Genomic DNA, 11,449 nt, shown 5'->3' with positions numbered 1-11,449 from the left:
AGAAGAACCCGAACCCCGGAGCCGCGGCTGCTTCGCGTGCGCTGCGACCGGCGTGGGGTTCGGACGCCATGTGCGCCAGAATGACACAGCCGCTCAAAAGGGTTCCGTCAGCGGGCCGTCACGCCCGCGCGGAGTCCAGCTCGACGTCCAGGTCGTCCAGCACTTCCTTCGCTTCCTCGCGTTTCTCCTGGTGGTCCTCGAGGAACTCCGCCATGAGTTCGGCGGCTTCCTCCTTGCAGCCGCCGCAGAGGCGCTCGCCGCCGGCGCACTCCTCGTAGACGCGCTCGGCGAACTCGTCGTCGTCCCCCGCGAGCAGGTACGCGTACAGCTCGTAGACGGGACACTGGTCGGGCTCGCCGCCGAGTTCGCGCTGCTTCTCGGCGGTCTCCCGGCCGCCCGTGGTCGCGGCCTTCACCTTGTCGTAGCCGTCCTCGGGGTCGTCGAGGAGGCTGATGTGGCTCGCGGGAATCGAGGAGGACATCTTCCCGCCCGTGAGCCCGGTCATGAAGCGGTGGTAGATGGAGGAGGGCGGCACGAACCCGTAGCCGCCGTGGTCGACCTCGACGGCGAGCGCGAGGTCCTCGGCGGTCTCGCGGTCGATTTCGAAGGCGTCGACGTGGCCCTCGAAGACGCGCTTCTCGCCGGCGACCTCGTCGATGAGCGCCTCGAAGGCCTCGTCGGTCGCCTGCCGGTCGAAGAACCGAATCCGGGGGCGGAGCGGCTCCATTCCCGCGTTCTCGAGCTTCTGGACGACGCCGGCGACGAGGTCGTCGTCGTACTCGCCGACGACCGCGGGGTCCTCGCGGAGCCAGTCGGCGGCCTCCGTGCAGCGCGGCTGGTCGGCGTCCTCGGCGTACCGGTCGCGGGCGTCGTAGGCGGCGGCGACCAGCGGGCGCTCGTCGTCGTCGAACGCGACGCTCGCGTACGCCTCGGTGACCTTGAAGTAGCGGGTGCGCTCGGCGAGGTCGCGCGCGAGCCGCATGTGGGGGTCCTGGTCGGGGCCGACCGGGATGACCGTGGGCTTGGACGCCTCGAGTTGCGGGTAGAGGATGTCCGCCATCTGCGTGACGACGCTCTGCATGTGGGAGACGTCGGTCTCGCCGTCGAACCCGTAGATGGCTTCGAACTCCGAGAAGTTCGCCTCCGCGCCGAGCTCGAACGCGAGGTCCTGCAGTTCGCGGTTCGCGGACTGCCGGTAGAGCTCGCCGTCGTCGGCGTCGAAGCCGAGCGCGAGCAGCGAGAGGAGGTAGTCCCTGGCGTGCTCGTCGATCTCGTCCCACGAGAGCCCGCGGGCGGCGTGGGCTTCGAGGTCCGCGATGAGCGCGTACGCGTCGGCGCCCTGCTGCTGGTGCCAGATGATCTCGTCGAACACCATCTTGTGGCCGATGTGGGGGTCGCCGGTCGGCATGAATCCCGACAGCGCGGCGAACGGCTCGTCGTTGCGCATCGCGTCGGCGACCCGGCGGTAGTCGCGGTGGCCGAAGATGATGGCCCGCCGCATCAGGTAGTGCGGGTCGGGCACCTCGTCGATGACGTCCTCGAAGGACTCGATGCCGAACTCGTCGAAGAGCTTGCGGTAGTCCGAGACCGTCGAGGACCCCCACGGGTCGAGGGCGACGCTGTCGGCGCCCGGCGCGTCCGTCTCGTCGGCGTCTGTGTCAGTGTCGGTCATGGTGTCACGGCGTGAGCCTGCTCACGGCGAGCCAGCGAATCGTGTCCGCACTGGGACTGTCGAGCGCAAAAACCATTCGCTTCCGGACCCCGTGGGCGAGCCGCACGTCCAGCGAGAGGTCCCGCGGCGAGAACACGACGTCGGCGGGGAGCACGCGCACGAGCAGTTCGGAGTGCCCGAGTTCGTCGACTGACTCGACCTCGCCGTAGACGCGGAAGTCGGCGCCGAACTTGAACCCGGTCTTGGGCACCATCCCGCGGTCCCGGAGCGCGCGGTAGACCCGCAGCCGCCGGTCGAAGCGGTCGGCCTCGCCCGCTCGCCCGCGCTCGAAGACCGCTTCGACGTCGTCGTCCCCGAGGTCGAGGACGCCCTGCGCGGCGAGGTACGCGGCCTCCAGCAGGGAGAGCTGGAGCGCGTCGTGCTCGGCGGCCCGGCCGCCGAGCGGCTGCCCGTAGAACCCCTGTTCGTGGAGGGACGCGGGCGGGTCCCAGACGAGCACGCGGTCGTCGAGCAGCACGCCCTCGACGCCGGTCGGCGGCGCGTACTCGGTGTCGCCGTCGGGCGCGAACGACTCGACCTCGAGGTACGTGATTTCGCTCTCCTCGTCGACGACCGCGAGCACGACGCCGCCGAGGTCCTCGGCCGGCACGGTCGTGCGTTCGTCGACGACGCGAATCCGGTGTTTCACGACGCCGTCGCCGGGCCCCTTCCCGCGCGGGAACACCACGAAGTCGCCGTCGCCGGGGTCGTCCCACCACGGCCGGCGGTCGGGCGCGAGGTAGAACCCGCGGTCCCGGAGGTCCGCGTACACGAGGAAGCGCGCGGCGAAGCCGGCGTCGCGCGCGGCGAAGAACTCCCGGAACCCCGCGCCGTCGACCGCGTCGAGGTCGCCGCGGAAGAGGAGGTGGGCGGCCTCCACGAGCGAGAGCGCGACGGCGTTGCCGTCGAGCGGGTGGCCGTAGCCGCGGGCGTCGTGGAACCGCTGGCGGGCGTCCCCGCCGACCCGGACCTCGTCGCCGCGAAGTTCGCCGTCCATGCGAGTCGTTCCGGTTCGCGGCGTCAAACGGCTTCCGGTGTATTTCCGCGGGCCCGCGGTACCGCTGACCCCCTCGTCGCGCCCCCGGCGTCCGGGCGGCCGCTCAGCGAGCCGGTACCGAATCCGAACACCGCCGCGCAACGGCGTCGTTCTGCGCCGAAGAGACGCAGTAGTAATGAATAAGTGAGTGGTGTGTTCGTCCTACACATGACGAGGGGATTCGGCGGGGCGGAGTTCGCGTCGCAGCTGCCGGACGTCGTCGTCGCCGTCGCCGGGCTCGTGACGCAACTCGGCGACATGTGGTTCGTCGTGGTCGCCATCGCGCTCCTGTTCGTGCTCGGGCGGAAGTACCAGTGGCTCACGGACTCGCCGGCGAGCGACAGCGTCTACCTCCTCGCGCTCGCCGTCGGCGCGTACTCGCTGACCGTCGCGCTCAAGCACGCGTTCGCGCTCCCGCGACCGCCGGGGGCGGCGACGGCGACCGCGCCGTCGTGGATTCCCGCGCTCGGACGCGGCGCCTACGAGTCACTGGTGACCGGCGACGGGTTCGGGTTCCCGAGCGGGCACGCGTTGAAGACGACGGTCGTGTACGGCGGCGCGGCGTTCGCGCTGGACGTCTGGAACCGCCGCCGCCGACTCGCCGTCGCTGGACTCGTGACCGCGCTGGTCGCGGCGTCGCGGGTCTTCCTCGGCGTCCACTACACGGTGGACGTCGTCGCCGGCTGCCTCGTGGGCGTCGCCTTCCTCGCGGTAGCGATTCGCCTCACCGACCAACGGCCCGCGCGAGCCTGGCGCTCTCGACGGGCCTCGGCGGCGTCGCGTTCGCCACGGCCGGGACGGCGAAGGCGGGGCTCGCGCTCGCTGCCGCCGCGGTCGGGTTCGTCGTCTGGACGGCAGTCGACCGCCGAGCCGTCGGAGCCGAGTGAGCACCGCCACCTGCCGTCCCGTATCCAATTTCTCGCCGCGTCGCGTCAGGGCCCCGTCTCCGCCGCTCGCTCGCAGTCGACGTCGAGACACCGCGGCCCGCTCGGCGTCTCGAAGGCCGGCAGCCCGCACTCGCAGGCGCCGTCGACGGTCCCGCGCGGGAGCCGGTAGCTGGCGTCGCAGTCCGGACACCTCGCGTGGAGGCCGCGGTCGGCCGCGATGTCGAGGGCGGCGCCGCAGCGACACGCCCACTCGCCGCCGAAGCGCGCGGCGACGCGTCCGCGATTGGCGTGCAGTCGCGGTCGAGACACGCCGTCACCGCGTCGCCGCGCTCCACCCGCAACTGGGGGAGCCCGCAGTCCGGGCAGGGGTCGTCGACGACCGCGGCGTCCCGCGGAATCGCGTAGCTCGTCCGGCAGTCGATGCAGACCACGCGCCCGCCGTCCCGGACGAGCGTCCCCTCGCACTCGCAGGTGCCGACGGGCGGCCCGGCGGGCGACGCGGGGTAGTGGGCGTCCCCGTGCTCGGTCGCGCTCTCCACGACGAGGCGCTCGTCGCCGTCCGCCGCGTCGATGCGGAAGCCGCGGGCGTCCCGCGTGTACCGGACGACGCCGGGGCGCGTGAGCCACGCTGCGGGCTGGTAGCCGTCCGCGTCGTGCACGAGCACGGTGTCGTCTGGCTTCACGATGACGACGACGTCGCCCCGGAGGTCGCGCTCGGTTCGTCCGTCGGACTCGTACCGGACGGCACACTCGCCGGCGAGCACGCGAATCGCGTCCTGCATGGCCCGGGTTGGTCCCGGTCTAGTATTTCAAGTTGGAGGTGGGAGACGGTCGCTCCGGGAACATTACCGAACCGAACGCCCCCTCCCGCTCGCTGCACCTGACTCGCTGCGCGCCTCGTCGCTCGCTACGCTCGCTCCTGCGGTGCTTACGTCGTCACGTACGGCGACCGGTCGGCCCCGTTCGAGTTCCCGCCCTACCGGTGGTCGAGGAGGAGAAACCACCGTGGGGCGAGGGGCCAGCGACTTGGTTACTCCACGCGAACCGTCCGCGCCTCGGTGACGGGGAGCAGCGGGAGGTCGGAGAAGGAGACGGTGACCTCGAACTCGAGAACGTCTGCGTCGGCGCCGAAGACGCCGACCGGGACGGAGAGTTCGTCGTCGAGGTAGCCCGTGGTTTCGGTCATCTCCACGCCGTTGACGGTGACCGCGACGCCCGCGGCCGCGCCGCCGCCGGCGTTCCGCACGACGACCTCGCACATGCGGTTGTCGCCGGCCGGGATGCTGTCGGGGAGGTCGCTCCAGTCGACGACGACGTCGGGCATGTCGGCGGCCTGCTCGTGGACGCTCTCGGCGACGCCTGGGCCGAGCCCGGCAGCCTCGAGGCCGTCGACGCCCGCCTCGCGGACGTCCGCCGGCGTCTCGATACCCTCGTCGGCGAGCTTGTGCGCGCGGCCCGCGGCCACGCCGTCGAGGGCGGTGAGGCCCACGGCGTCCTCGGGGACGCCGGTGTCGATGCGGGCTTCGAGGCGGGCCGCGACGTTCGCGCCCGCGGGGTCGTCGTAGCGCTCGAAGAACGCGCCGAGCGCGGCGAGCAGGCGGAGCGCGTTCTGCTTGATGACCCACGCGTCCGAGCGCAGCTCCCGGGGGACGGAGCCGTCCATGCTCGCGCGCAGGATTGCGAGGACCTTCCGCGGGCCGGAGTCGAGGTCGTCGGCCTCGCTGCCGACGATGCGGTCGACGGCGTCCCGCTCGGACTTGCGCGCGCTCACGCTGTCGAACTCGCCGGCGCTCGCGACCGCGCGGAGCACGCTGTCGGCGTCCCCCTCGCCGTCCGCGACGTCCCGGAACTCGCGGGCGGTCTCGAGGCGGAGGTAGTACGTCGACGCGAGCACGCCGAGGCGGGTCGCGGAGAGGCCGAGGTCGTCGTCGGTCTCCACGAACCCCTCCTCGACGAGGTCGTCGAGGGTGTCCCGGACGCGGTCGCGGAGCCCCGGGAAGTCGTACGCGTCGGGCTCGGACTGCGCGCGCTGGTAGTAGAACGTCGTCTCCAGCCAGTCCATCACGTCCCCGAGCCCGCGAATCGTGCCCATCGCGATTTCCGCGTTCAGGTGCTCCGCGAGGTTGCCCGCGAGCCGGGACTCGATTTCCTTGCCCTCGCGGAGGAGAGTCCGGTACTTGTCGGCGTCCGACTCGTCGCAGACCACCCAGCCGTAGCCGACGTCGTCGTAGCCGGGGCGGCCCGCGCGCCCGAGCATCTGGAGGACGTCCAGCGGGCTCATGTCCACCTCGCCCTCGAGGGGGTCGTGGAGCTTCGTGTCCCGGATGACGACGCAGCGCGCGGGGAGATTCACGCCCCACGCGAGCGTCGACGTCGAGAACAGGATGCGGATCTTCCCCTCGCGGAACCACTCCTCGACGAGGTTCTTGTCGTTCGTGGAGAGGCCGGCGTGGTGGAACGCCACGCCGTCCAGCACGGACTTCCGGAGCGTCGCGTTGTCAAGCTCCTCGGTCTCGGTGTGGAACTCGTAGTCGCCCCGCGACCCCACGGGGATGTCCCGTTCGCCGATTTCGTCCCGGGTCTTCTTCGCGGCCTGCACGGTGTCCTGCCGCGAGGAGACGAACACGAGCGCCTGTCCGTCCTCCCGGAGGTGTGGTTCGGCGAGGTCCAGCGTCGTGAACAGCCGCCGGTACTTGTCCGCGAAGGGGTTGTCGCCGTGCGTGTACGTCCGCACGCCCGCGTGGAGGTCCACGGGCCGGTAGTCGTCGCCGAACTCGAAGGTCGTCTCCGGCTCGGCGTCGAGCCACGCCGCCACGTCGTCGATGTTCGGCATCGTCGCCGACAGCGCGACCACTCGGGGGTCGCAGAGCCGCCGCCAGCGCGAGACGACGACTTCGAGGACGCTGCCGCGCTTCTCGGAGTCCAGCAGGTGGACCTCGTCGATGACCACGCAGTCGACGTCCGTCACGAACGAGTACCGCGGCGAGTCGTGCTTCCGCGTGGCGGAGTCGGCCTTCTCCGGGGTCATCACGAGCACGTCCGCGCGCTCCGCGCGCCGGGGGTTGAGGTCGCGCTCGCCGGTGACGACGTACACGGAGTAGCCGAGGTCCTCGAAGCGCTCCCACTCGGACTCCTTCTCGTTGGTGAGCGCGCGCAGCGGCGCGACGAACACCGCGGTGCCGCCGGCGTCGAGGGTCTGGCAGATGGCCAGCTCCGCGAGCGCGGTCTTCCCGCTGCCCGTCGGCGCGGACGCGACGACGTTCGCGTCGGAGTTCACGAGCGCCGGCACCGCCTCGCGCTGCATCTCGTTGAACTCGTCGAAGGGAAAGGCGTCGGCGAACTCGGGGACGACCTCGGCGACTTCCATCACCAGTTGGGGAGGGCAGGCGGGCGGATAGGCGTTTCCTTAGTGGCGTAGTTCGGAACGAGCGTAGCGAGTGAGAACTACGTTGACGCGAGCGGGGAGAGCGTGCTCGACCGCAGGGAGAGCACGGAACGACGAACGGCGAGCGTAGCGAGCCGTGAGTATAGCGACCCGCGAGCGCGGTTCGGAGCGAACGAAGTGAGCGAGAACCGCGTTACAGCGAGCGGCGACTGGAAGGAGCCGCGAGCAGCGTGAGCGAGAACGAGCGTACGCGGAACCACAACCGCCACCCACGCAATATCGACCCGAAACGGCGGGCGACCCGAACCCCACAGTTTTTGCGGTCCCCCGCGAAGGAGCGTGTATGAGTAGTCGGCGGAAGCCGGATTGGTTGAAGATGCGGCCGCCGTCCGGCGAGCGGTTCACGGACATCAAGGAGACGCTCCGGGAGCACGACCTCCACACGGTCTGCGAGGAGGCGTCCTGCCCGAACATGGGGGAGTGCTGGAGCGGGCGGAACGGCCCGGGGACCGCGACGTTCATGCTGATGGGCGACCGGTGTTCGCGGGGCTGTAACTTCTGCGACGTCGAGACCGGGGGGATGGAGCCGCTGGACCCCGAGGAGCCGGCGAACGTCGCCGAGTCGGTCGCGGAGATCGGGCTGGACTACGTGGTCCTGACGTCCGTGGACCGCGACGACCTCGACGACCAGGGCGCGGGCCACTTCGCGCAGACGATTCGGGAGATCAAGGAGCGCGACCCGTCGATTCTGGTGGAGGTCCTGATTCCGGACTTCCGGGGCGAGGAGGGCCTCGTGCGGGAGATTATCGACGCGGGGCCGGACGTCGTCGCGCACAACGTCGAGACCGTCGAGCGCCGGCAGTTCCCGGTGCGGGACCGCCGCGCGGGCTACGAGCAGTCCCTCTCGGTCCTCGAGCAGGTGGACCGCGAGTCGGACATCTACACGAAGACGAGCCTGATGCTGGGCGTCGGCGAGTACGACCACGAGGTGTACCAGGCGCTCGCGGACCTCCGGGAGGTGGGCGTAGACGTGGTGACGCTCGGCCAGTACCTCCAGCCGTCGCGCTCGCACCTCGACGTCGCGGACTACGTCCACCCCCAGAAGTTCGAGACGTGGCGCCGCGTCGCCGAGGAGGAGTTCGGCTTCCTCTACTGCGCCTCGGGGCCGATGGTGCGGTCGTCGTACAAGGCGGGGGAGCTGTTCGTCGACGCGGTGTTGCGGGAGGGGAAGAGCATCGAAGAGGCGCGAGATGCGGCCCGGCAGGCCGCATCTAACTGAGCGAGCGGCGGCAGCCGCGAGCAGGGAGGCCGCCCAAAGGGCGGCCTCCGACTGAACGAACGGAGAGCGAAGGGAGGCCACGAGAACGTGAGCGTGGAACACACGTGACCCGCGAACGGGGAGCGAAGCGGGCCACGAACCACATCTGCGACCGGTCTAGCCACCGCTCGAACTCCGGCAATACTTCGAGAGGAGTGGCTGTCCGCCCAGTTTACGCGAGTCCTATCGAACGTTCAGTGTGCAGAGTCGTCTAGTAGTGGACGAGAGTTGTGCAAAACGCCGCGTCGGTAACCCGCTAGAAAGACCGTTACGAAAATCATATAGTCGCAGGGAGCGACTTCCCACACATGTCAGGACGGGGGTACCCGTGACTGCGACCGTGCACCGAGAACCCGACGACATGGTTCGGGTGCTCGACGAGGACGGCGAGCTCGTCGACGGCGCCGAGGTGCCGGACCTCGACGACGACGAGCTCGTCGAGATGTACCGGACGATGAAGCTCGCGCGGCGCTTCGACGAGCGGGCCGTGAGCCTCCAGCGGCAGGGTCGCATCGGCACGTACCCGCCGCTGTCGGGCCAGGAGGGCGCGCAGGTCGGCTCCGCGATGGCGCTCGGCGACGGCGACTGGATGGTCCCCAGCTACCGCGAGCACGCCGCGGCGCTCGTGCAGGGCCTCCCGCTGAAGCAGACGCTGCGGCTCTGGATGGGCGACGAGAACGGCTCGCACATCCCGGAGGGCGTGAACCTGTTCACCGTCGCGGTGCCCATCGCGTCCCAGATTCCCCACGCCACCGGGCTGGCGTGGGCGTCGAAGCTCAAGGACGAGCGGGACAAGGCGTTCCTCTGTTACTTCGGGGACGGCGCGACCAGCGAGGGCGACTTCCACGAGGGACTGAACTTCGCGGGCGTCTTCGACACGCCGAACGTGTTCTTCTGCAACAACAACCAGTGGGCCATCAGCGTGCCCCGCGAGCGCCAGACGGCGTCGAAGACGCTCGCGCAGAAGGCCGAGGCGTACGGCTTCGAGGGCGTGCAGGTCGACGGGATGGACCCGCTGGCCGTCTACAAGGTGACCGAGGAAGCGGTCGCGAAGGCCAAAGACCCCGACGAGGGCGAGCTGCGGCCGACGATGATCGAGGCGGTGCAGTACCGGTTCGGCGCGCACACGACCGCCGACGACCCCTCCGTCTACCGCGAGGAGGAGGAGGTCGAGAAGTGGAAGGCCAAGGACCCGATTCCGCGGCTGGAGACGTTCCTGCAGCGCACCGACCGGCTGGACGACGACGCGATTACGGCCATCGAGGAGGACGTCGAGGACCGCGTGGCGGACGCCATCGCGGCCGCCGAGGAGACGCCGCGGCCCGACCCCGTGGAGATGTTCCGGAACGCCTACGCGGGGATGCCACAGCGCCTCGAGGAACAGCTGGAGTGGTTCGAGTCCGTCCGCGCCGAACACGGCGACGAAGCGCTACTGGAGGACTAACATGGGAGAGAACTTGACCCTAGTGCAGGCGGTACGGGACGGCCTCCGCGACGCGATGGCCGAGGACGACGACGTGCTCGTGCTGGGCGAGGACGTCGGGAAGAACGGCGGCGTGTTCCGCGCCACCGAGGGACTGTACGACGAGTTCGGCGAGGAGCGCGTCGTCGACACGCCGCTGGCGGAGTCCGGCATCGTCGGCACCGCCATCGGGATGGCCGCGTACGGCCTGAAGCCGGTGCCCGAGATCCAGTTCTCGGGGTTCATGTACCCGGCGTTCGACCAGATCGTGAGCCACATGGCGCGGCTCCGCACCCGGTCCCGCGGCCGGTTCACATGTCCGATGGTGTTGCGCGCGCCGTTCGGCGGCGGCATCCGCGCGCCCGAGCACCACTCGGAGTCGAAGGAGGCGTTCTACGTCCACGAGCCCGGGCTGAAGGTCGCGATTCCGAGCACGCCCCACGACGCGAAGGGGATGCTCATCGCGGCGATTCGGGACTCGGACCCGGTCATCTTCCTCGAGCCGAAGAAGATCTACCGCGCGTTCCGCGAGGAGGTCCCCGACGGCCCCTACGAGGTCGACCTCGGGGAGGCCGCGGTGCGCCGCGAGGGCGGCGACGTCTCCGTGTTCACGTGGGGCGCGATGACGCGGCCGACGCTGGAAGCCGCCGAAAACATGGCCGACGACGTGGACGTGGAGGTCGTCGACCTGCGGACGCTCAGCCCGCTCGACGAGGACGCCATCGTGGAGTCCTTCGAGAAGACGGGCCGGGCGGCCATCGTCCACGAGGCGCCGAAGACGGCGGGCGTCGGCGCGGAACTCACTGCGACGCTCCAGGAGGAGTCGCTGCTCCACCAGGAGGCACCGATCAAGCGCGTCACGGGGTTCGACGTGCCGTTCCCGCTGGCCGCGCTCGAAGACTACTACCTGCCCGAACCCGAGCGCATCGAGTCGGGCATCCGCGAGACCGTGGAGTTCTGAGATGGCACGAGAGTTCAAGCTACCGGACGTCGGCGAGGGCGTAGCGGAGGGCGAAATCGTCAACTGGCTGGTCGAGGAGGGCGACACCGTCGCCGAGGACCAGCCGGTCGCCGAAGTGGAGACGGACAAGGCGGTCGTGGAAGTGCCGTCGCCCGTGAACGGCACCGTGCGGACGCTCCACTTCGAGGCCGGGGACGTAGTGCCGGTCGGCGACGTCATCGTGACCTTCGACGTGGAGGGCGAAGCGCCCGAAGCGGAGGCGGAATCGGAAGATGAGGAAGCCGCGGAATCGGCGACCGAGGAAGCGTCCGCGTCCGCGACCGAGAAAGCGTCGACGCGGACGTTCGCGCCGCCGAGCGTGCGTCGACTCGCGCGCGAGCTCGACGTGGACCTCGATGCCGTCGAGGGCACGGGGCCGTCGGGCCGCGTGACCGAGGGCGACGTGCGCGCCGCGGCCGAGAGCGACGCGACCGAGCCGCAGGAGGAACCGCCCGAGGACGTGCGCTCGGCCGTCGAACCCGTTGGCGAGCAGGCCGCCGACCACACAGAGAGCGGCGAGCCGGCCGGCGCGAGCGGACAGGCGCCGGCGGGCCGCGAGAAGACGCTGGCGGCGCCCGCGACGCGCGGGCTGGCGAAGGAACTCGGCGTGGACATCGACGACGTGCCGGCCGTCGAGGAGCGCGACGGCG

Annotated in this window: 8 protein-coding genes and 1 pseudogene; 5 read left to right on the top strand and 4 right to left on the bottom strand. The window is 70.5% G+C overall.

Translation table 11 applies throughout. From position 1 onward, the window contains the following. Positions 1-118: 118 nt before the first annotated feature. Together GJ634_RS01985 and endA are read right to left on the bottom strand one after the other, a co-directional pair. Positions 119-1,672 carry a tryptophan--tRNA ligase gene (locus GJ634_RS01985; RefSeq protein WP_157500271.1) on the bottom strand — a complete coding sequence of 518 codons (1,554 nt, stop codon included), beginning with the start codon at positions 1,670-1,672 and terminating at the stop codon, positions 119-121. Between the two features lie 4 nt (positions 1,673-1,676). Continuing rightward, on the bottom strand, positions 1,677-2,708 hold the full coding sequence (endA, locus tag GJ634_RS01980; RefSeq protein ID WP_157500270.1) for a tRNA-intron lyase: 1,032 nt from the start codon (positions 2,706-2,708) through the stop codon (positions 1,677-1,679). 207 nt (positions 2,709-2,915) lie between these two features. Here endA and GJ634_RS15810 point away from each other — a divergent pair, with 207 nt between their 5' ends. Further along, positions 2,916-3,803: a phosphatase PAP2 family protein gene (locus GJ634_RS15810; RefSeq protein WP_157500269.1), complete on the top strand. Its 888-nt coding sequence runs from the start codon at positions 2,916-2,918 to the stop codon at positions 3,801-3,803. On the opposite strand, the pseudogene GJ634_RS01970 reads toward GJ634_RS15810, so the two are convergent. Both GJ634_RS01970 and GJ634_RS01965 read right to left on the bottom strand, forming a co-directional pair. Beyond that, a pseudogene (locus GJ634_RS01970) lies at positions 3,701-4,416 on the bottom strand (DUF91 domain-containing protein); the annotation flags it as partial. The gene GJ634_RS15810 and the pseudogene GJ634_RS01970 overlap by 103 nt on opposite strands. A 248-nt stretch (positions 4,417-4,664) precedes the next feature. After that, a complete protein-coding gene (locus tag GJ634_RS01965) occupies positions 4,665-7,001 on the bottom strand; it encodes a DEAD/DEAH box helicase (RefSeq protein WP_157500268.1) in 2,337 nt (778 codons plus the stop codon). Between the two features lie 361 nt (positions 7,002-7,362). Here GJ634_RS01965 and lipA point away from each other — a divergent pair, with 361 nt between their 5' ends. The 4 genes from lipA to GJ634_RS01945 all read left to right on the top strand — a co-directional run. Beyond that, positions 7,363-8,298, top strand: a complete 936-nt coding sequence (lipA, locus tag GJ634_RS01960; RefSeq protein WP_157500267.1) for a lipoyl synthase — start codon at positions 7,363-7,365, stop codon at positions 8,296-8,298. A 400-nt stretch (positions 8,299-8,698) separates the two neighbouring features. After that, on the top strand, positions 8,699-9,781 hold the full coding sequence (gene pdhA / locus GJ634_RS01955) for a pyruvate dehydrogenase (acetyl-transferring) E1 component subunit alpha (RefSeq protein WP_157500266.1): 1,083 nt from the start codon (positions 8,699-8,701) through the stop codon (positions 9,779-9,781). A 1-nt stretch (position 9,782) separates the two neighbouring features. Further along, the gene (locus GJ634_RS01950; RefSeq protein ID WP_157500265.1) at positions 9,783-10,760 is read left to right on the top strand and encodes an alpha-ketoacid dehydrogenase subunit beta; all 978 of its coding nucleotides are present in this window, start codon (positions 9,783-9,785) and stop codon (positions 10,758-10,760) included. A gap of 1 nt (position 10,761) precedes the next feature. Beyond that, on the top strand, positions 10,762-11,449 hold a 688-nt coding region (locus GJ634_RS01945; RefSeq protein WP_157500264.1), incomplete at its 3' end, for a biotin/lipoyl-containing protein.

This window comes from Halobacterium sp. CBA1126 (genome assembly GCF_009741975.1).
Lineage (GTDB): Archaea > Halobacteriota > Halobacteria > Halobacteriales > Halobacteriaceae > Halobacterium.
This window is presented reverse-complemented; position numbering and strand designations above follow the sequence as displayed.

Excerpts from the sequence above, each read along its gene's own strand:
- GJ634_RS01985 (WP_157500271.1), bottom strand. The coding sequence starts at position 1,672 with ATGACCGACACTGACACAGACGCCGACGAGACGGACGCGCCGGGCGCC.
- endA (WP_157500270.1), bottom strand. The coding sequence starts at position 2,708 with ATGGACGGCGAACTTCGCGGCGACGAGGTCCGGGTCGGCGGGGACGCC.
- GJ634_RS15810 (WP_157500269.1), top strand. The coding sequence starts at position 2,916 with ATGACGAGGGGATTCGGCGGGGCGGAGTTCGCGTCGCAGCTGCCGGAC.
- GJ634_RS01965 (WP_157500268.1), bottom strand. The coding sequence starts at position 7,001 with ATGGAAGTCGCCGAGGTCGTCCCCGAGTTCGCCGACGCCTTTCCCTTC.
- lipA (WP_157500267.1), top strand. The coding sequence starts at position 7,363 with ATGAGTAGTCGGCGGAAGCCGGATTGGTTGAAGATGCGGCCGCCGTCC.
- pdhA (WP_157500266.1), top strand. The coding sequence starts at position 8,699 with ATGGTTCGGGTGCTCGACGAGGACGGCGAGCTCGTCGACGGCGCCGAG.
- GJ634_RS01950 (WP_157500265.1), top strand. The coding sequence starts at position 9,783 with ATGGGAGAGAACTTGACCCTAGTGCAGGCGGTACGGGACGGCCTCCGC.